Below are 19583 nucleotides of genomic sequence, written 5' to 3' on the forward strand. Positions count from 1 at the left end.
GCTAGCGAAATTGCCGAAGGAATCGGATGTCATTGTTGAAGAACAGCCGGATGTCGTTGATCCGGTACTTCAGGAGCGCCTGCCGCTCCACCCCCATCCCGAACGCGTAACCGGTGTACTTCTCGCTGTCGATCCCGGCCTTGGTCAGGACGTTGGGGTCGATCATCCCGCACCCCAGAATCTCCAGCCACCCGCTGAACTTGCACAACTGGCAGCCCGTCCCGCCGCAGAGGATGCAGGAGATGTCGACCTCGGCCGAGGGTTCGGTGAAGGGGAAGAAGGACGGGCGGAACTTGAGCTTGATATCCGGCCCGTAGAACGCCCGGCAGAAAGCGACGAGGGCGCCCTTCAGATCGGCGAGCGTCACGCCCTCGTCGACGAGGAATCCGTCCACCTGGTGGAAAGCGACGTGCGAGCGGGTGGAGATCGCCTCGTTGCGGAACGTCCGGCCGGGCGTGATGCACTTGATGGGCGGGCGGCGCGTCTCGAGCACGCGCGCCTGCACGGGGGTCGTGTGCGTGCGCAACAGCCTCCCCCCTTCGACAAAGAGCGTGTCCTGCATATCGCGGGCGGGGTGGTCGGGCGGGAAATTGAGCGCCTCGAAATTGTAGTAGTCGGTCTCGACGTCGGGCCCCTGCGCCGTCTCGAACCCCATCCCGTAGAACGTCCGGCAGATATCCCCCATCACCTGGTTGATCACGTGAACGGCGCCGACATACTGCCCGGTTCCGGGAAGCGTCGGATCGATCGTCCCCCTGGGGCCGGCTCCCTCGAGGCGCCCGGCCGCCTCGGCGAGCCACTGCTCGAGCGCGGCGCGGGCCCGGTTGGCCGCGGCCCCGACCGCTTTGCGCTCGTCCGGGGGAAGCTGTCCGAGTCCTTTGAGGATGGCGGTGATCCCGCCCTTGCGCCCGAGGTACTCGATGCGCAGTTCATTAAGCAAATCAAGCGAATCGGCGGAGCCGATTCGCTTCTTTGCTTCCTGCTCCAATCTCGCGATGTCATCCGGGAGCGTCATGTCACGCGGTCCCGGATCTACTTGCCCGACGCCATCTTGGCCAGCGACGAGAAGGTCGCCATGTCGCGGGCGGCGATATCCGCCAGCATTTTCCGGTCGAGGTTCACCCCCGCCGTCTTCAACCCCGCGATCAACTGCGAGTAGTTGGTGTCGCACATGCGGGCCGCGGCCGAGATGCGGGCGATCCACAGTTGGCGGAATTCCCGTTTTTTTGCCCGGCGGTCGCGGTAGGCGTACTTGAGACCTTTGTGGACCGTTTCGAGGGCGGTGCGGTAGAGTTTGCCGCGGCCGTTCCAGTTGCCCGAGGCCCGGTCCAGCACCCTTTTATGCCGCCGGTGGGCGGCCACGTTGTTTTTCGCGCGTGCCATCTGCGTGGTACTCCTTCGGTACGACTGTCGTCAAATCTCAGTTAGGCAGCATCCGCTTGACCCGCCCCTGGTCGGCGTGTGAGAGGATCGCCGGCCGGCGCAGTTTGCGGATCCGCTTGGGCGTTTTCTTCGTCAGGATGTGGCTCTTGAACGCCCGTTTGCGCTTGTACTTGCCGGTCCCGGTCTTCTTAAACCGCTTCGCGGCCGCGCGCTGGGTTCTCATCTTGGGCATGGTGCTGCTATCCTTCTCTCGTTACTCGTTATTTTCACCGGTCCGGTCGCCGCCGCCGTCGGCCGGGGATTCCTGGAGCTCCCCGGGCTGTTCGTCGGGCATGGCCTCGCCCGCCTCGGCCGCGCGCTCCCGCTCTTTGAGCTCGGCCCGCTCTCTCTGTTCCGCCTTCTGCTTGAGCACCTTCATCACCTCGGGCCGCGGCGCCACCAGCATGTTCATGTTCCGGCCTTCCATCTTGGGGGCGCTCTCGACGGTGGCGATGTCTTTCAGTTCTTCCGCGACCCGGTCAAGCACCTTGCGCCCGTACTCCTGGTAGGCCATTTCCCGACCGCGGAACATGACATACACCCGGACCTTGCTCCCCGACTCGAGGAAGTTGCGCACGTGTTTGGTCTTGAACTCGAAGTCGTGTTCGTCGATCTTGGGCCGGAAACGCATCTCCTTGAGCTGGAACGAGTGCTGCCGCTTTTTCGCCTGCCGGTCTTTCTTCGACAACTCGTACTTGTACTTGCCGAAATCCATGATCCGGCAGACCGGGGGGCGGCTGTTGGGCGACACTTCCACGAGGTCCAGCCCGAGGGTTTCCGCCCGTTCGAGCGCTTCTTTGGTCGGCAGAATGCCGATCTGCTCGCCTTCGGGACCAATCAGCCGCACGGGCGACACCCGGATGCGGCGATTGATGCGCAAGTCTTTGCTGCTGATAGAACCTCCTTACCTGGCGCCGGCGCCGCTCTGGGCCAGTCCCCTCGTCCGGATTTCCGCGAGCAGCATATCGCGGGCCTCCTCCAGGGACCGGACGCCGAGATCCCCGACGCCGTGTTTGCGCACTGCCACGTTCCGATTCTCGGCCTCGCGGCCGCCGACCACGAACATGTAGGGCACCTTCATCAGTTCGGCGTCGCGGATCTTGGCCCCGATCTTGTCCGATCGGTCGTCCACCTGCGCGCGAATGCCGTGCCGCTTGAGCTCGTCCGCGAGCGCCCGGCCGTAGTCGTTCTGGCTGTCCGTGATCGGAAGCACTTTCACCTGCACGGGCGCCAACCAGAGCGGGAACTTCCCGGCATAGTGCTCGATGAGCACGCCGAAGAACCGCTCGATCGATCCGAGCAGGGCGCGATGGATCATAAAGGGCCGCTTCGGCCGGCCATCGGCGTCAATATAGTGCATGTCGAACCGTTCCGGCAAGTTGAAATCGAACTGGATGGTCGAGCACTGCCACGACCGGTTGAGCGCGTCTTTAATTTTGATGTCGATCTTGGGGCCGTAGAACGCCCCGCCCCCCTCGTCCACGTCGAACGGCAGCCGGCGCACCTCGAGGGCCTGCCGCAGGCTCGCCTCGGCGCGCACCCAGTCCTCCTCGCGACCGGTCGATTTCTCCTTCGGCCGGGTGGCCAGGTAGATGTCGTAGTCCTCGAAGCCGAACGAGCGGAGCATGTGCACGCAGAAATCCAGCACCCACCCGACCTCCTCCTCCATGGCCTCCTGGGTGACGAAGTGGTGGGCGTCGTCCTGGGTGAACCCGCGCACCCGCATCAGCCCGTGCATCACCCCCGAGGCCTCGAACCGGTACACGGTCCCGAGTTCGGCCCACCGGAGCGGGAGATCCCGGTAGGACCAGCGCCGGGACCTGTACATGACAATGTGGAAGGGGCAGTTCATCGGCTTGAGCTGAAACTCGCGCTCCTCGATCGTCATCGGCCCGAGCATCGACTCCTGGTAGAAATCGAGGTGGCCGCTCGTCCGCCACAGCTCGCGGTTGGCGATGTGCGGGGTGTAGACGAGGTCGTAGCCCGCTTTCAGATGCTCGTCGCGCCAGAACTTCTCGATCTCATGCCGCACCATGGCCCCTTTCGGATGCCACAGGACGAGTCCCCCGCCGATCTCATCGGAAATCTGGAAGAGCTCGAGCTGTTTGCCCAGCAGGCGGTGGTCCCGCCTCTTGGCTTCCTCAATCCGCTGGAGGTAGGCGTCGAGCATCGCTTTCTTCGGATACGACACCCCGTAAATGCGCTGGAGCATGGGGCGGTGTTCGTCGCCGCGCCAGTACGCGCCCGAGGTCGCGGTGAGCTTGAAGGCCTTGATGATCCCGGTGTGGGGAATGTGCGGCCCGCGGCACAGGTCGATAAAGCGCGAGTGGGTGTAGAAACTGACCTCGTCGTCCGCGAACCCCTCGAGCAGCTCCACCTTGTAGGGCTCCCCGCGCTGCCTGTAGTAATCGATGGCCGCGGTCCGCGACCGGTGCTCGCAGCGGAACTCCGCGTCTTCGTCGATGATTTCCTGCATCCGCCGTTCGATCCGGGCGATGTCCTCCGGCGCGAACGGCTTGGCGACGTCGAAATCGTAGTACCACCCCTCGTCGATAGGCGGTCCGATCGCCAGCTTGACGTTGGGGAACAGCTCGACCACGGCCTGCGCCATGATGTGCGAGCTGGAGTGCCAGAACACCTGCCGCCCGTCGGGGTGGTCGAACGTGAGGATCTCGACGGTCGCCTCGGAGGGCAGCGGCGCGTTGAGATCCCGCACCGCGCCGTTGACCCGCACCGCGATCGCCTCCCGGGCCAGGCGCGGGGAAATCGACAGGGCGAGGTCGGCCCCGGTGGTTCCCTGTTCGCAGGGCCGCACCGACCCGTCGGGCAATGTGATCTGCATGGTCGCCACGAATCTTTTCCGTTTACAGCACGAGCGGATTGACGGGTGGGGTTCCCCCACTGGCAAACCCGCTCATCGTTTGGACTCACTAATGGTGGGCGATACTGGAATCGAACCAGTGACCCCTTGCATGTCAAGCAAGTACTCTAACCAACTGAGCTAATCGCCCATGTCCGTTGTTCCCCACCAACTTAAGCTATCGGCGGGCAGTTGGTTATTTTATACCCTGGGCGAACAGTTGTCAAGCCGAATTTTCCCGGCCGCGGGCAAGACCCGCGCCGGCCGAATCGCGACTCCGCCAAGGACGTCGGGCCACCGGTCAGCTTCGAATCCTGTAACCATCGCCGCCCCACCCGGTTCCTCGGAATTGCGGGACCACAAACGGGGGACACGCGAGGCGGTACCGGCCCGCCTTTCCGGGCAAGGAGACCGGACATTACCCTTGGTGAAAGCGAAAGACCCCGCGCCGTGGGGCGCGGGGTCGTCGTCGAACTCTCAGCGGGGCGCCCCTACCCCGTCAGCCCCAACATCTGCATGAACGTCTCCGCCTTCGCGTACTCGTCCCGCAGCTTATCAGCGAATCCCTCCAATCGGCCCTCATCGATCCCCAGCTTCGCCAGGGCTTCCGGATCGGGGTGGCCGATGAGATGCTGGTCCTCGCGCCCGTAGAACGTGTGCTTGGCGACGAAGTTGCCGGAGTGGACGATACAGGCGAGCAGCTCCGGGGCCGGGGCCGCGGTGGGCGAGTGGTGAAACGCAATCGCATCCCCCAGGCGCTGCGGCAGCTTCCACTGCATGGCCAGAAAGCCGCCGAGGTGGTCGTGGGTGTACCCGAGCGTCTCGCGCTCGATTTCCAGGTCGGTCGCGGTCACGTTGTCGCACCGGACGGCGGCGAACTTGGCGTACTCCTGCGCAAGGAAGCACTCGATCACCAGCTTGCCCACGTCGTGGAGCAGCCCGGCGGAGAAGGCCGAGTCGGGATCGATCATACCCCGGTCCCGCACGCTCCGCGCGATGAGGCGGGAGCAGAAGGCGGTGGCCAGCGAGTGGCGCCAGAACCGTTCCTGCCGTTCCTGGTCGAGAGTGTTTCCCTTGAACATGTCCAGCACGCTGGCCGAGAGCACGAGGTTCTTGATCGCCTCCATGCCGACCACTACGACCGCCTGTTTGACCGACTCCACCTCGCGCGCCAGCCCGTAGAACACCGAGTTGGTCAGCTTGAGCACTTTGACCGACATCGCCGGGTCTTCCCCGAGAATGGCCGCCACCTGGGCCGCCGAGGCGTTGGGGTCGCTGATGACTTTCTGAATCTGGTGGAAGACCACCGGCGGGGTGGGCAGATTGCGGATATTCGAGACAATCTGTCGAATCCGCGTGTCTATGGTCGCCGCTGGCGTTTCCACGTGCGTGCTCACTGCTTCGTGCGTCATTCGTCTTTCGGGGTCTCGGGTTGTTCCGGCGACCGCCGGCACATTTCGTCCGCCAGGCGGTCGGCGATCTGTCGCTTGATCTCGGGCCGGTCGTAGTACCCGGAGCGCATCCGGTCGCTCGCCAGCCGCATCTTCTCCATCCTCAGTCCCTCGGCGTCTTCGGGGGGCGGCGTGAGGATTTCCTCCGCGCGGGCGGCGTCGGCCAGCGCGGCCAGCCGTGCCCGGGCGTCCTCCGAGATCACCAGTTGATCGCCGGGCGTGCCGGCCTTCCGCGCTCCTCCGCCCTCCTCCGGCGCGGCGTTGTTCCTGCCTTTCCTGCGCACCGTCGTCTCATCGCCCGGCGTCCGCGCCGTGTCGAGCGACGGCCGCACCGTCCGAACCCTTCCTATGTTCATACGGCTGCCTCATGGTGTGAAAGTCCTGCTTCTATCCGGCGCACCCGCCGGCGTTACCTTCCTATGGCGCGCTCCGCGCGTCGCGCCGACCGCACCCGTGGCCCTCTCATCTCTGCCCCCGCCCGGCGGGCGGGGCCGACTCCCTACTTCTTTCCGTCCACAAACTGCGGCGACGGATCCGGTTCGCTGAGGTACTGGAGAATCTGCTGGCTGTTGCGCAGTTCCCCGAGCTCCTCCTTGATCCGGTTGACCCGTCCCTGCAGGTATTCGTCGCATTCGGACACCACGTCGACGCTCTTTTTGACCAGCGTCCGGATGCTGTTGATCGTCCTCTTCACTTCCGGGAGCGCCGCGGCGAGCCGGAAGGCTTTGGGGTGTTTTTCCTGAAGCTGCCGGATCGTCAACTCCGACCGGGCGATTCTCTGGCGGTAGCGCTCGACCTCGGCCAGCAGATCCAGGAGGTGGTCGTCGCGGTTGAAGCGGACCGCGTCCCGCTGCTTGTCGAGGGTGAGGTAGAGCGACTGGTAGAACGTATACTCTTCTTTGAGCACCGCCAGCAGTTCGCGTTCGAGTTGTTTGAGCACGTCGTAGTCCATGGCGCTCTCTCATGCCGAGCCGACGAAACCGCCGGGCGCGGCCGCCGGGGCCGGCCCGCTCGGCGCCGGATCGGCCGATTGGGCGCGAAGGCCGATCCAGCCCTCGCGAAGGTTATTGAGTATGGCAATGTTGTCGTCAATCACGCCCGGGTCGCCGGTGGCCGCGGCCACACTGATCCGGTTGATCACGTAGGCGTACAGCCGCCCGAGTTGTGCGGAGATGTCGCCGCCCCGCTCGGCGTCCAGGGTCGTGTAGAGGTGGGTGACGAACGTCTGCGCCCGCTCCAGTTGCTCCCGACCGCCGGCCGCGTCGTCGCTCCGGTACCGGTCGGCCGCCGCCCGGAAGGCACTGATGGCCCCGTCGTACACCTGAATCACCAGTTCCAGGGGCGACTTCCCCGCCATCTCCTCCCGCCGGTACGCGGCCACTTTGCTGCTCGCCATCTGTTGTTCTCCTCCCGAAGGCACTACTGCTTGCTCGTTCGAAATCCCCAGTTCGTGTTGATGCCCGCGAGTTGCGATTCGAGGTAGTTTCCGATGCTCTGCATCTCTCCGAGCGTCTGCTCCATGAGGTAGTATTTCTGCAGGAGCGACTCGCGCCGGAGCTTGAGCCGCTCGTCGATTTCCGCCACCCGTTTGGCGATCGTGTCGACCTGGGACTGGTAGCTCTTGATCCGCCGGTCGAAAGTCCCCTCCTCGGCCTTGGTCAGGCTCTCGACGACGTCTTTGAGGCGGGCGGCCACGCCCTTGGTCACCGTCACCTGCCCTTCGGCGCCGGAGATCACCTGCGTCTCATCGAGCGTCACCCGGAGCACCAGGCCGTCGGTGGTCGCGTTTCCCGTTTTTCCGGTCAGCAACTGCCCCTTGCCCTCGGCCGTCTCGCCGTTGATGGTTCCGGCCACATCTTGCCCGGCGACGCTCTCTCCGGCGGCGAGCCCGAGCGCCACGGCGGCCGAATTGTCGACCGCCTCGATTGTCACTTTCGAGGCCGACCCGTACGAGGCGCTGGCGATCGTCAGGTACCCGCCGCCGGCGCTGCTCACCCAGGTGACCGTCACCCCGCGCGGTCCGAGGTTCTCATCGGTGGCGATCCGCGCCTGGATTTCGGCCGCCAGGGCCTCGCCCGAGCTGTAGCTCCGCGGCGTGAGGTACAGCTCCTGCGACTTGATCCCGTCGACCGTGATCTTGAGGGTGTTGTTCGACCCCGTAAGCACGAGCGGCGCAGCCTCGAGATTCCCCAGATCCCCCCCCCGGTAGTACCCCTTCGTCGCCGCCTGGGTGATGTCGACGGCGTACCCCTGGCCGACTTTGGTCGCGGCCGTCGAGGAGACGAATTCGATGCCGGTGCGCGAGGCGGACCCGGTTCGCGACATGAGCGCAATGACGTCGTCGAGATTGGTGCGCAGGGCCTCTTCGAAACGACCCGCGTCGGTAATCGCGAGCCGTCCGTCCCCCTGCGTCCGGATTCCCAGCGCGTACAACTGGGTGAATTTCGAGTCGATCCCCGGAATGCGGTCGGCGACCGCGTTGCTCAGCGAGTTCCGCACCATCCACAGGGTCGCGTCGCCGAACAGGATCCCCGCCTCGTCGGCCTCCTGGTCGTAGCTATTCTGTTCCTCGATGAAATCGATGACTTCGTTGTAGCGCTTGATGAAATTCTGCACCCTCTCGCGGATCGCCGTGATGTCCCGCTCCGTGCCGACCGTCACCGTCTCCCCGGGAGCCGTCAACTGCGAGGCCCGCAGGGTCAGCCCTCCGATCACGTTGGTGAAGGTGTTGGTGGCCGAGGTCACAACGATGGGGGATCCCTGGCCGTCCTGCGAGCCGATGGCGATGCGGGCGTCCGAGGCTTCCTGCAGCGTGGGGGCGAACGTGCTCACCTGGAACGTGTCGCCGCCCGTCAGGATCCCGGCCGACAGGGTAATTTTGAGCCCGTCCGATCCGACCCCGGCCAGTTCCGTCTCCAGGTCGGCCTGGGTGACGACGATGGCGCCGCTGTTGGTCCCGTCGGTCCAGTTCAGCGTGATCGGCTCGTTTCCGACCGTGACCGTGGAGGTCCCGGCCACGGTGAAGGTGTAGATCCTGTTGGCCGTTCCCGTGTACGCCGCGGTCGTGCCGAGGAACACCTTGGCCGTCGACCCGCCCGCGAACGACAGTACTTCGGGCGCGTCGAACGACGGCGTTGCGAAATTCAGGTTCGCCCCGCCCGTCAGGTCGGATGTCACGGTGATTCGGTTCGCCCGTCCCGTCTTGTCCGCCGTGAGCACGAGCCGGTAGGGGTTCGAGGACGAGCCGTCGTTGACGATGCTCGCGGTGACCCCGGCGCCGGCGTCGTTGATCGCCTGGCGGATGCCCGCGAGCGAGTTGTTTGTTCCGTCGATCGTAATCGTCTTCAGCGGTCCCGCGCCGGTCTGAATCCGGATCGTCCCGGTCCCGAGCAGCGCCTGGGTGTCGCCGGCGAACCCCTGGGCGGCGAGCTGGTGGTTGCGCGCGAGCGACAGCACCTGGACGTCGTACGACCCGCCGGTGACCCGCCCGCTCGCCGTCGCCGAGAGCACGTCCGGGTCGGAGACGGTCACGGCCGCCGCTTCGTAGGACGAGGCCCGCACGAGCTGGGCCAGTTCGGTGTTGAGCGCGAGGAATTTTGCCTGGAGCGCCTTGAACGCGGAAATGATCGCCGTCTTCTTCGCCTGCTCCTCTTCGAGCAGGTCGGCGTTGCGCCGCTCCCCCTTGATGATGGTGTCGACGATCTCGGTCGTGTTGAGACCGGAGATTATTCCATCGATGGATCCTATCCCGGCCATCCCGCTCCTCCTGATGTCGGCGACGTCACTGTCATTGTCCTTCCGTCTCCCCGTTCGGTCCGGCGCCCGGCCGCCGCGGCGGTCGGGCCGTTCCGGTCAAGTGGCCGGGGGAGGCATTGGCCTCCCCCGGCACATGTGGTTCGGCCGCGGTTCGCTTACTGGAACAGCGACAGAATGATCTGCGGAACCTGGTTGGCCTGGGCCAGCATGGCCGTGCCGGCCTGCACCAGGATCTGGTTCTTCGTGAACTCCGACATTTCTTTCGCCATGTCGGTGTCGCGAATCATGGACTCGGACGCGGTGAGGTTCTCGGCCGCGATCCGCAGGTTGCGGAGGTTGGATTCCAGGGTATTCTTCTGGAACGAACCCAGCGTGCCGCGGGTCGTCGACACCTCGTTGATCGCCGCGTCGATGATCGCCTGGGCGTCCTGCGCCCCCTGGACCGTCGTCACGTCGATCTCGGCGAGCGAGCTGAACATGTTGGCCGCGAAGCCGCGCCCGAGCGCGCTGGCCGCCATGTTGCGCAGGCCGATCTTGGCCGTCTGGCCGACGTTGGCGCCGATCTGGAACACGAGCGAGCGATCGACGTTGTTGATCGTCTCGGTCCCGCCGGCCGAGGTCAGATCGTACCAGAGGACTACCGACTCCGAGCGGTCGGCATTGTAGACCGTGGTGTTCACACCCGCGGTGACCGAGGTCGCCGGGCCGCCGTCGAGGCGCACGTCGAACTTGGCAGCCTTGACGTCGAGCAGCGCGCTGCCGACGTTGAGGCCGGTCGAGGCCTTGGCGATCGTCAGGTTCAGCGTCCCGCGGCCCACTTCGCCGGCCGCCTTGTTGGCGATCTCAACGTCCCACGTCGAGCCGTACTTCACCCGGTCCACCGACTGGGTGTAGTTGTCGAAGCGGATCAGGGCGTCGGTCCCGGCGTTGGCGATCGAGTCCTCGGTCAGGCCCAGGATGTGCTCGAGATTGCCGGTCGCCGTGCCCAGCGTCCCCATCTGGAGGCCGTAGGCCGAACCTTCGTCCTTCGTGCGGATCTGAATCTTGTCGCTGTCGGTGACCACCGCATCGACATCATGCTCGCCCGCAGCGCCGCCGGCCACCAGGCCGAAGGCCGTCCCGAGCTGGGTGTCGATCTCGGTCACGATATCGGCCAGCGAGGTGTAGGTGCCCGCGGTCAGCGTGATCGTCTGCGACACGGTCGAGTTCGCTTCCGTGGTCGCCGTCAGCGTCAGCTGGTTCGCGCTCACACCCCGGTCGCTGGTCGCGGCGACCGCAAACAGGGCATCGGTCGCGTCGGTCGACGAGGCCGTCGTCCGGATCGAATACTGCGCGCCCTCGTTGGAGGCGGCCAGCGTGACCACGCCGGCGGCCGCCGAGGCGCTGATCCGGCCGGAGAGCACCGAGTTCATGCCGATCTCGGTGTTGATCTTGGCCGCCACCGCGTCGGCGTCGTCGCCGAGCTCGATATCGACCGCGATCGTCTGGGCCGAGGTCGTGCCTTCATTCACGTCCGAATACTGGACGGTGAAGGTGTAGGTGCCGACGTTGCCGGCGGTCGCCGCCGCAAACGCGCCCGTCGCGATCGAGGCCGCATCGGCGGCCGCCGCGATCGTCAGAGCGTTGCCGAAAGCGTCCGCGATCTGCACCGACCCGGAGGTCTTCTTCGCCACGTCGGAGGCCTGCACGATGTCGAGGTTGTGGATGTTCTCGGTCAGGTTGGCCGGATCGCCGTCCGTGTTCGCCAGCGTGAACCCGAGCGCGGTCGTGTTCAACGTCGCCGTCGAATCGGCCGTCTTGGTCGCCGTAATCGAGTGCGTGCCGCTCGTCAGGTTCGACTGGCGGACCGTCACGGCGGAGTTGTTCGAGCTGGTGATGGTGGCGATGTTCGCCTTGGAGCCGTCGAGCAGCTTCTTGGTGCCGAACTGGGTGTTGGCCGCGATTCGATCGATCGTGGCGATGGCGTTTTCGATTTCCGCCTGGTCGGCCGCCAGCTGGTCGGCGTCGTTGAACCCTTCGTTCGCGGCGTGAATCGCCAGTTCGCGCATGGAAATCAGCAAATTGTTGATTTCGTTCAGCGCGCCCTCGGCGGTCTGCACCATGCTGATCGATCCTTCCGAGTTGTCGATCGCGCGGTTGAGGCCGGCGATCTGCGCCCGGAACTGCTCCGAAATCACCAGGCCGGCCGGGTTGTCGGCGCCCTGGTTGATGCGGTAGCCCGAGGACAGCTTCTGCATGGACTGCTGCAGCGAACTGTTCGTGTTCACCAGGTTCCGGTGAGCGTTCAGCGCTGCCAGGTTGTGGTTAATGCGAAGTGACATCTGTCATCCTCCTTGAACATTTCGGGGTATCCCTACCCCGCGGTATGTGGTTCTGGTCTGGTTTGGCAACTCGTCACTTCCCATGTCGCTTGCGAAATCCGTCCTGGGTCCCGATTCCTCTTGCCCCGGCGCAGCGGACCGATCCTCCTTCTCTCCTCAACTGACTTCGACCTTTGCGTAACACCTATTGCTTATTCCAACATCGGCACTTCGGCCCCGAACTTTATCCCCGGCGCTCCCTTGGCCCCCCGGAAAGCGGAGAGACGGCCTCAGCCCGGTCTGACGGTTTCCAACAGCTCCTGCAGCCGCCGCTGGGCCGGCTCGAAGTCGCGGTCAAGTTCGAGCACCCGGCGGTAGCCAAGCATCGCCGCATCGCGGCAGCCCAGCTGAAAATAGCATTCCGACAGGCTGAAGAGTGCCAGCCGGTCTCCCGGGTTTCGCTGCAAGCATCTCTCGTACAACGAAATAGCCTGCCGATAGGCGCCTTGCCGGGCGTGCAGGTCGGCGATCAGATGCACCACCTCCGCCTGCGTCGGATCGGTCTCCGCGCTCCGTTCGAGTGCGGCAATCGCCTCGGCCGGCCGGCCTTGTCGCACCCGGGTCAGCCCGAGATTGCGCAACACCGCCGCCGACTCCGGCGCCAGTTCGAGCGCCCGGCCGTACCAGTGCTCCGCCTGTTCCAGATCCCCGGTTTTATAGAAACACCCGGCGAGATCATTATAGAGGTCGCTGTCGGGCTCACCCTCGGCCGCCAGGGCCTCGTACAGCTCGGCCGCCGGTTGGTACTGCCCCGCTTTGAAACAGATCTCGGCCGCCGCCCGCCGCCCCGCCCGATCCAGACTGCCGGTCGCCGCGGCGGCCACGGCGAACCGCGCCGCCTGTTCCCGCGCATCGTAACGCAGCAGTAGCGCGGCCTGGGCCGCCAGATCCGCTCCTTTGGTTCCCGCCACCTCGAGCGCCCGCGCCATGAGCAGCTCTCCGGCGCGCTCCCGTCCGGATTCGCGGAGGACCAGCGCCTGGCCGACTAAGGCCGCGGCCATTTGGGGCTCGGCCGCGAGCTGCCGGGCAAAGCATTGCCCCGCCTCCGCCAACCGTCCCGCCGCCAGGTGGAGGTGGCCCATACGAAGGTGAACATCGAGAAAGTCCCCGCCGTCAGCCGCCGCCTGCTCATAGCACTCCCGGGCCCGCTCGTAATCGGCGCGCGCCTCGGCCGCCATCCCCAGCCCGTACCAGGCCGCGTGGCGGCTCCGCAGGTGCACGACGATGATTTCGTCCCGCTCGGCGGACGGATCGTAGGCGGCCTGAGCCTCCAGATAGGCACGGTAGGACTCCTCCGCCTGCTCCGGTTCCCCCGTGCGCAGGTGAACGTGGCCGAGCAGCAGCATCGGATCGAGGTAGTCGTCTTTCAGCGCGAGCGCCCGGAGCGCCTGCTGGCGGGCCTCGTCATAGGCCCCGGTCAAGTAGCAGGCGAGCGCCCTCTGGTAAGTCGCCATCAGGTGAATGTGCCGTTCGCCCGGAGCGGACGGGTCGGTCAGTTCCGTCGCCCGCCTCGCCGCGTCCATTATCCGCTGCGCCGTCGCTTCGTCCGCCGGCGCCCCCAAACCCAGAAGCACCTGCGCGGTGTTGAACAGGGCGAAAGCGTTGTCGGGATCCTCGCGGAGCTGTCGCTCGAGCAGCGTGAGCGTGCGCTCGGCTTTCGCCCGCATCTTCTCCGGCGCCAGGGCGTAGCCCAGGTGCTCGATGGTCGCCGCCGCGCGCACCACCGGTTCAGCCGGGTCCAGCAGGAGCTGGTTGTGCACGATCCCCTCGTAGCGCAGGCCAAGTTCCCGCCGGAAAAGGCGCACCGAGGGCAGAAACGTCGTCAACTCGCCGTGCGCACCAGCGGCGTTCAGGATATTCACGGCGATCGCCCGCGCCCGCGGATCGTCCAGGTACCGGCGGATCGCCGGCACGTCCGCCTCGCTGAACCGCTCGTCGGCGTCGATCACGAGGATCCAGTCGCCGGTCGCCTGCGCCAGCGAATAATTCCGGTGTTTCGCGAAATCCCCCTCCCAGGCCTGATGGAAAACCTTCGCCCCGTACTCCTGCGCGATCGCGGCCGTCCGGTCGGTCGATCCGGTGTCCACCACGATGATCTCGTCGACCCAGTCGCGGATCGATGCGAGGCAGCCCGGCAGCAGCTCTTCTTCGTTTCGGACGATCAGGCAGGCCGACACGGTCGGCCGCGCCACCAGCGTTTCCGCCAGCATCCGCAATTCATCGGTCCGGGCGCAGGCCCTGAGTCCCCGCTCCACGGCCGCGCAGGCCTCGTCCCGGCGGCCGTCCCGGCGGTACGCTTCGGCCAGGCTCAGGTAGGGCGCCTGATGGCCGGGATCGGCTTTGATCGCGCGTTCGAAAGCGGTGGTGGCCGCCGCCCGGTCGCCGCGCGCGAGCGCCGCCTGTCCCTGAATCTCAAGCACCTGCGAGAGGCACCGGTAGTCCCCGGTGTACTCGTCCCCCCGCCCGTCGGCCTGGAACGCGCGGCGAAAGGCCTCGATGTATCTTTCGGCGGCCGCCTCGGCCTCCGCGTACTCGCGCAGCCGGGCGGCGACGCGGCACAAGATGTAGTGGGCATCGAGCGACTCCGGGTCGATGGCCAGCGCCCGCCGGGCTTCTTCCTCGGCCGTCAGCGCATCGTCGCGCCGCCACCGGGCCAGGGCGCGCAGACGGAAAAGGCGGCTCTTGGCCGCCGGCTCGGCCGGGAGGGTGTCCCCTCCGCCGTCGAGCGCTTCGAGCGCCTGCTCCGCCTCGCCGCGCCGGAGACACGCCTCGGCCTGGGCTAGCCGCGTCGGCCAGTCGCGGGGGAGCTGCAATGGAGCCGCGGGCGCGCCCGCCGCGCGGGCTTCGCGTATCGGCCGCATCGAGGCGGCCTTCCGACGCGACCGCGCCGCCCCGGTTCGCCGCACACCTGCCCCCGCGGTCGCGCGCCGCGGACGGCCGGACCGTATGCGTCCTGTCGCTTTTGCCATGTTTGCCTCTCTCCGCGTGCGAGCGCCGCCGCCGGCCAACCCGAGTGCGCCGGGGCCCGCGCCGCCCTAGACTTCGACGGTCTCGCGTTCGCGCACCGGTTCTTCGTCGGCCGCCGGCAGCAGCCGGTGCCGCACGCTGTAGCTCGAGTTCACGAGCACCAGTTGCTTGGCGAAATTGTTGCCCCGGTTGATCACGATCGGACCCTGCAGGTTCACCGAAATGTCCCGCGGGTTTTCCGGAACCGTCACGATCACGTACGTCTCCACCTGCCGCAGCGAGGTAATCTCCAGGTCCCTCACCTCTTCGGCGTGCACTTCGATCCGATAGTCCGGGCGCACCAGGAGGGGGTTGATCACGATGAAAGCGAGGTCCGGACGGTCGGCCGACTGCAGCCAGAGAAACGGCCGGAACTCATCCTGCTCGACCAGGAAAAACGTCGCACACCCTTCGAAACCGAGAATCGGTTTCTGCAGACGTATGAGCTTTTCCTCGGGCGCCTCGATCGGACCAAAGCGTTCTGTCTGCACTACCATAGTCCCATTTCCTCTCCGCTTGCCTTATTGCAGAAAATCCAACAGGCTCGGCTGGATAATCCGGGCACTCGCCATGAGTGCGGCTTGGTAATTGTTCTCGTACGTGGCCAGGTCCGTGACGAGCTTCGTCATGTCCGCGTCTTCCACCTCCGACAGGAGCTTCGTGAACCCGAGCTCCAGGTCGGTCAGGCGGCTGTGGGTGCGTTCCAGGCGGATATCGCGCGCCCCCACCGAGGCCCGCTGGTTGAGCAGGTGCTCGATCCCGTCATCCAGATTTTGCAGCAACCTCCCTGTCCCCTCCTGGTCGTCCGCCCGCAGCGACTCGATCAGAAGGAGCATCGAGCCCATGAGGTCGGCCCCGCCCCAGACGCCCAGCGCCTTGGCCGCCCGCCCGTTTCCGACGTCCGCAACCACCAGCGAGCGCGTCGAATCGTTGTTGTCGATTTGAATTCCCCGCCCGCCGGCGTTGATCGCAGCCGTAATATCCAGGCCGCAGCCGTTGAGGGCGTCGATCAGATCCTGCACGGTCACCATCCCCGGCGCATCGAGCGCGATCGTCCGCGTGCGCTCTCCCTGGCGGAGGACGATCTCCCCCTCGCCCAGCCCCAGTCCGTGCTGGAGCGACGCGAGCGGCGTCGTCGGCTGCAGGCGCGGGTCGAGGTCGTTCCCCGCGAAGTCGCCCGTAATGTCGCCCGCCAGGCCGAGGTCGGTCGCCGTCGTCCCGGTCGTCTCGGCCACCCGGAACGCGGCCGTCGGCGCCAGGTCCGCTCCCACCAGGAGCGACCCCACGGTTCCCGCGAGGCCCAGATTGGCTGCCGTCGTCTGGTCGGGCGCGACTTCCTCGATCCGCAGGCCCAGCGGGGGCGCCCCGGCATCGGTGATCGCAAGCCCTGTCCCGGCCGCGTTGAGGCCCATGGTCACGCCGCCGTAACCGGCCGCGCTCATGTGGGCGTTGAAGGCGGCGATGATGTCGCCGACCGTGGCCGCCCCGGAGAAGTCGATCACCTCGTTGATCCCCGCCCCGTCGGTCACCCGGATCTGGCCCGGCTGGAGGTCGACCCCGTTGCCGCTGTTCAGGCGCGCGAGCGCCGTGGCCGCCGAAATCAACCCGGTCTCGCTCGTGTCGAGCATCAGGTTGTTCCCCTCGGCTCCGGGCCGGGCGGTCAGGCTGGTGATCCCGTCCGCCGCAAGCTGCGCGTTGATGGCCGCGATGACGTCATTGAGGGTCGCTGCCCCCGACACGTCGATGGTTGACGTGAGGCCGAGGTTGAGGTCCGTAATCGTGAATGTCCCGGGCGCCGTGTCGATGCCCGCACCGTTATGCAGATCGGCCACGAGCGTGCCGCCGGAGACGCCCGCGTCGAGGTCCGCCTCGGCGCCGACCGGCCGCAACTGCCGGAGAAACACTTCCGACCCGATGAGGTTGACGGTGAGGCGGGCCGAGGCCTCGATCTGGTAGTCGATTTGGCCGGTGTCGCCGCGGTAGACGACGCCGGTTGCGGTCGAGGTGAGTGCCTTGGTGGTCGTGCGGTGGCCTGAAAACACCTGCCGCCCCTCCAGTTCGCTCGTGGCCAGCTGGAGAATCCGCTCGTAGAGGGACTCGACCTCGGCCGCCGCGCCGTTCCGCGTCACGTCATCGTAGACGCCGTTGGCCATCGCGACCGCGATCTCTTTCGCGCTCGAGACGATGTCCTTGAGGTCGCCGAGGATCGTGTCGTAGGACTGCATCCACGTCTGCGCCTGCTCGATGTTGCTCCGGTACTGCTCCCCTTTGGCGAGTTCCGTCCGGTAGCCCAGGTCGCGCTGCGTTCCGACGGGGTCGTCCGAGGGCTGGTTGATGCGCCGTCCCGACGACATCTGGGTTTCGAGCCGCAGAAACCGCGCGAGCGAGCGCTGCATGTTGAAGACCACGCGGTCGTTGAGCATGTTGGTGGAGATTCGCATCGTCACCCTCTCGGCCGACCCGCCGTCAGCTCTCGTCCTTACTCCGGTCCGTCTGCCCGCCCGGTTTCCGTTTGGGCGAGGGTTTCCGGTAATCGATCGGCGCCGGCTTGTCCTTCTCCTGTTCCTTGCCCGTGATCTTGTCTTTCAGCAGGTTGACCATGCCGAAGAGATCCCCGCGGATCGACTTCGACGCTTTGCGGTTTTCCTGCTGGATCTTCACGTAGATTTCCTCGCGGTGGACGACGACGTCGTTCGGCGCATCGATCCCGATGCGGACCTGGCGGCCGTGGATCCCCAGAACGGAGACGCGGATGGAGTCTCCGATGGTGATCGATTCGCCCAACCTCCTTGTGAGTATCAGCACAGTACCCTCCGTGGTGGTTACCGTTGAGGACTCGTCCTTGTTATCGTCCGACTACCCCCATCCTGGAGATAACCGTGTCCAGCGCCTCGTCCATGGTCGTGATGACGCGGGCCGCCGCGTCGTAGGCGTGCTGGAATTTCACCATATTGGCCATTTCTTCATCGAGCGACACCCCCTGGACAGCCTGGCGCGCACTCTCGATTTGGTGCACGAGCAGGGCGCTGTTCTCGGCGAACGAGGTCGCCTGGTGCGCCTCCACGCCGAGTTGCCCCACGAGACTGCTGTAGTAGTCGTTGATGGTGGTGGTCCCCGAGGCCATCACCCGCTCGTTGCGGAGGTTTTGAACCGCCAGCGTGATTGACCCGTCGCCCACCTCGCCGCTCGCCGAGGCGGCGATCCGGTGCGGCGCGGCGACCAGATCCTCGTTGATCCGGATCGACTCTGCGTCGGTGTAGCGGCTATCGAAGAAGTTCAGCCCGGTCGACCCGTCCAGCCCGTATCCCGTCCGGTGCACCGCGTTGACCTGCTCGACCAGGGTGCGCGCGAGCGCGCCCAGCTCCTGGAGGTAACCGGGGATGATCTTGTCGCGGGTGTCCAACAGCCCCTTCAGCTCGCCGTTCACATTTTTCAATTCGACCGCCGTATTCCGCCACACCAGTTCGTGGGTCATGCGGCCGTTGTCGTTGAGAATCCGCGTCGCGATCGGGATCGTGTCCAGACCGGTCACGATCTCCATCGCCCCGACCATCACCCGCACCGCTCCGTTCGCATCCTCGATCGTGTTCACGTCGAGCAGCGAAGAGAGCTCGTCGATCAACTGGTCGCGGCGGTCCCGGAGATCGCTGGCCCGCGACCCGTCCACTTCCTGCGTGACAATCTGGCGGTTGAGGGCGGCGATTTCGCCGGTCGTCTGGTTGATCTGGCTGGTGTAGGTGGCCAGGTCGGCGTCGACCGAATCGCGCAGCTTGTTGATGTCGCGGGCGAGGGTGTGGAAACTCTCGGTCAGCAGGCGGGCCGCTCCGATCACCCCTTCCCGGTTGGTCGCGTTGGGGTTTTTTGACAGGTCGTCCCAGGAATCCCAGAACTCGTTGAGACGGTCGGCCAGGGTGTTGTCGTTGGGTTCGGCGAACAGCGACTCCACCTGGCTCAGAATTTTCTGCTTGTAGGTCCACTGGCCGAGGGTCTTGTTTTCCTGGCGGTACTGGTCGCCGAGGAACAGGTCGCGCACGTGGCGGATATCCTCGACCGTGACGCCGGTCCCGACCAGTCCGGCGGCCGTTTCCGACGGGTAGGTCGAGCTGATCGTGACCCGCTGCCGCGAGTAGCCGGGTGTATTGACGTTGGCGATGTTGTGGCCGATTGTCTGCAGGTTGACCTGGTGCGACAGCAGCGCCCGTTTTCCGATTTCCAGTCCCGCCATTAGTCCGGACATCACACCCTCCGATCCAGGGCGACCGTGCGGGCCTCGGCCCCCGCGGCGCCCGCCGGCGCGTACGTTTCCGCCCGGGGGCTCGCAATCCGCGAAAGCAGTTCCATGGTCCGCCGGATATACTCGCGCGACCGGTTGAGCAGCAGGACGTTCTGGTTCCGGAGCCGGAGTATTCGCTCGTTGAGGTCGAGGATCGTGCCCCGGAGCGCGGCGAGGCGGTCGGCGCGGTCGGCATCGACCATCGCCACCAGCCGCGTCACCGTCAGGTCGCCCTCGATCGCGTTCGTCCGCCGGATGTCGGCGAGCACGCCTTCCCGCTCCTCGTGCAGCCGCCGGCTTTCCGCGAGCGTCTCCCGCTGGAGATCGGTGACCCGCGTGAGTTCTTCCTGGTCGTTGGCGACCAGGGCGCGCTGTTGCCGCTCGAGCAAAAGGAGAAAGCGTTCGAAGAGGGCCGCTTCCCTGCCGATGATGTCGATGAGCCTATCCACCATGTT

General features: G+C 66.0%; 16 protein-coding genes, 1 tRNA gene and 1 pseudogene. All 18 read right to left on the reverse strand.

What is annotated here, in order from left to right; all coding sequences use genetic code 11:
• Window position 1: 1 nt before the first annotated feature.
• The 18 genes and pseudogenes from pheS to flgN all read right to left on the reverse strand — a co-directional run bounded on the left by pheS (window position 2) and on the right by flgN (window position 19580).
• Window positions 2-1015 (reverse strand): phenylalanine--tRNA ligase subunit alpha, encoded by a 1014-nt coding sequence (pheS, locus tag KA261_10725; protein MBP7698273.1) that lies wholly within the window; start codon window positions 1013-1015, stop codon window positions 2-4.
• Window positions 1016-1032: 17 nt separating this feature from the next.
• A complete protein-coding gene (rplT, locus tag KA261_10730) occupies window positions 1033-1383 on the reverse strand; it encodes a 50S ribosomal protein L20 (protein ID MBP7698274.1) in 351 nt (116 codons plus the stop codon).
• Window positions 1384-1420: 37 nt separating this feature from the next.
• Window positions 1421-1615, reverse strand: a complete 195-nt coding sequence (gene rpmI, locus KA261_10735) for a 50S ribosomal protein L35 (protein ID MBP7698275.1) — start codon at window positions 1613-1615, stop codon at window positions 1421-1423.
• 21 nt (window positions 1616-1636) lie between these two features.
• A complete protein-coding gene (gene infC, locus KA261_10740; GenBank protein ID MBP7698276.1) occupies window positions 1637-2302 on the reverse strand; it encodes a translation initiation factor IF-3 in 666 nt (221 codons plus the stop codon).
• Window positions 2303-2356: 54 nt separating this feature from the next.
• A pseudogene (gene thrS / locus KA261_10745) lies at window positions 2357-4264 on the reverse strand (threonine--tRNA ligase).
• A gap of 92 nt (window positions 4265-4356) precedes the next feature.
• Window positions 4357-4433: transfer RNA gene (locus KA261_10750), tRNA-Val, on the reverse strand.
• A gap of 340 nt (window positions 4434-4773) precedes the next feature.
• Window positions 4774-5694 carry an HDOD domain-containing protein gene (locus tag KA261_10755; protein ID MBP7698277.1) on the reverse strand — a complete coding sequence of 307 codons (921 nt, stop codon included), beginning with the start codon at window positions 5692-5694 and terminating at the stop codon, window positions 4774-4776.
• Window positions 5691-6089: a hypothetical protein gene (locus tag KA261_10760; protein ID MBP7698278.1), complete on the reverse strand. Its 399-nt coding sequence runs from the start codon at window positions 6087-6089 to the stop codon at window positions 5691-5693. Before KA261_10760 ends, KA261_10755 begins: the two co-directional genes overlap by 4 nt.
• Before the next feature lie 143 nt (window positions 6090-6232).
• Window positions 6233-6685: a hypothetical protein gene (locus KA261_10765; GenBank protein MBP7698279.1), complete on the reverse strand. Its 453-nt coding sequence runs from the start codon at window positions 6683-6685 to the stop codon at window positions 6233-6235.
• Window positions 6686-6694: 9 nt separating this feature from the next.
• On the reverse strand, window positions 6695-7129 hold the full coding sequence (fliS, locus tag KA261_10770) for a flagellar export chaperone FliS (protein MBP7698280.1): 435 nt from the start codon (window positions 7127-7129) through the stop codon (window positions 6695-6697).
• A gap of 23 nt (window positions 7130-7152) precedes the next feature.
• On the reverse strand, window positions 7153-9489 hold the full coding sequence (gene fliD / locus KA261_10775; GenBank protein MBP7698281.1) for a flagellar filament capping protein FliD: 2337 nt from the start codon (window positions 9487-9489) through the stop codon (window positions 7153-7155).
• A 155-nt stretch (window positions 9490-9644) separates the two neighbouring features.
• Window positions 9645-11810, reverse strand: coding sequence for a hypothetical protein (locus tag KA261_10780; GenBank protein MBP7698282.1), 2166 nt, complete (start codon window positions 11808-11810; stop codon window positions 9645-9647).
• Window positions 11811-12079: 269 nt separating this feature from the next.
• A complete protein-coding gene (locus tag KA261_10785) occupies window positions 12080-14710 on the reverse strand; it encodes a tetratricopeptide repeat protein (GenBank protein MBP7698283.1) in 2631 nt (876 codons plus the stop codon).
• A 174-nt stretch (window positions 14711-14884) separates the two neighbouring features.
• Window positions 14885-15352: a flagellar assembly protein FliW gene (locus KA261_10790; protein MBP7698284.1), complete on the reverse strand. Its 468-nt coding sequence runs from the start codon at window positions 15350-15352 to the stop codon at window positions 14885-14887.
• A gap of 24 nt (window positions 15353-15376) precedes the next feature.
• Window positions 15377-17296, reverse strand: coding sequence for a flagellar hook-associated protein FlgL (flgL, locus tag KA261_10795; protein ID MBP7698285.1), 1920 nt, complete (start codon window positions 17294-17296; stop codon window positions 15377-15379).
• A gap of 25 nt (window positions 17297-17321) precedes the next feature.
• Entirely contained in the window at window positions 17322-17660 is a 339-nt protein-coding gene (gene csrA / locus KA261_10800; protein MBP7698286.1) for a carbon storage regulator CsrA, read from the reverse strand.
• A gap of 40 nt (window positions 17661-17700) precedes the next feature.
• On the reverse strand, window positions 17701-19092 hold the full coding sequence (flgK, locus tag KA261_10805) for a flagellar hook-associated protein FlgK (GenBank protein ID MBP7698287.1): 1392 nt from the start codon (window positions 19090-19092) through the stop codon (window positions 17701-17703).
• Window positions 19092-19580 carry a flagellar export chaperone FlgN gene (flgN, locus tag KA261_10810; GenBank protein MBP7698288.1) on the reverse strand — a complete coding sequence of 163 codons (489 nt, stop codon included), beginning with the start codon at window positions 19578-19580 and terminating at the stop codon, window positions 19092-19094. Before flgN ends, flgK begins: the two co-directional genes overlap by 1 nt.
• Window positions 19581-19583 lie beyond the last annotated feature (3 nt).

The organism is Candidatus Zixiibacteriota bacterium, from assembly GCA_017999435.1.
In the GTDB taxonomy this organism is placed as follows: Bacteria; Zixibacteria; MSB-5A5; order GN15; family FEB-12; genus JAGNLV01.

Excerpts from the sequence above, each read along its gene's own strand:
- rpmI (MBP7698275.1), bottom strand. The coding sequence starts at position 1,615 with ATGCCCAAGATGAGAACCCAGCGCGCGGCCGCGAAGCGGTTTAAGAAG.
- KA261_10760 (MBP7698278.1), bottom strand. The coding sequence starts at position 6,089 with ATGAACATAGGAAGGGTTCGGACGGTGCGGCCGTCGCTCGACACGGCG.
- KA261_10780 (MBP7698282.1), bottom strand. The coding sequence starts at position 11,810 with ATGTCACTTCGCATTAACCACAACCTGGCAGCGCTGAACGCTCACCGG.
- flgL (MBP7698285.1), bottom strand. The coding sequence starts at position 17,296 with ATGCGAATCTCCACCAACATGCTCAACGACCGCGTGGTCTTCAACATG.
- fliS (MBP7698280.1), bottom strand. The coding sequence starts at position 7,129 with ATGGCGAGCAGCAAAGTGGCCGCGTACCGGCGGGAGGAGATGGCGGGG.
- pheS (MBP7698273.1), bottom strand. The coding sequence starts at position 1,015 with ATGACGCTCCCGGATGACATCGCGAGATTGGAGCAGGAAGCAAAGAAG.
- KA261_10755 (MBP7698277.1), bottom strand. The coding sequence starts at position 5,694 with ATGACGCACGAAGCAGTGAGCACGCACGTGGAAACGCCAGCGGCGACC.
- KA261_10785 (MBP7698283.1), bottom strand. The coding sequence starts at position 14,710 with ATGCGGCCGATACGCGAAGCCCGCGCGGCGGGCGCGCCCGCGGCTCCA.
- flgN (MBP7698288.1), bottom strand. The coding sequence starts at position 19,580 with ATGGTGGATAGGCTCATCGACATCATCGGCAGGGAAGCGGCCCTCTTC.
- rplT (MBP7698274.1), bottom strand. The coding sequence starts at position 1,383 with ATGGCACGCGCGAAAAACAACGTGGCCGCCCACCGGCGGCATAAAAGG.
- fliD (MBP7698281.1), bottom strand. The coding sequence starts at position 9,489 with ATGGCCGGGATAGGATCCATCGATGGAATAATCTCCGGTCTCAACACG.
- KA261_10790 (MBP7698284.1), bottom strand. The coding sequence starts at position 15,352 with ATGGTAGTGCAGACAGAACGCTTTGGTCCGATCGAGGCGCCCGAGGAA.
- flgK (MBP7698287.1), bottom strand. The coding sequence starts at position 19,092 with ATGTCCGGACTAATGGCGGGACTGGAAATCGGAAAACGGGCGCTGCTG.
- KA261_10765 (MBP7698279.1), bottom strand. The coding sequence starts at position 6,685 with ATGGACTACGACGTGCTCAAACAACTCGAACGCGAACTGCTGGCGGTG.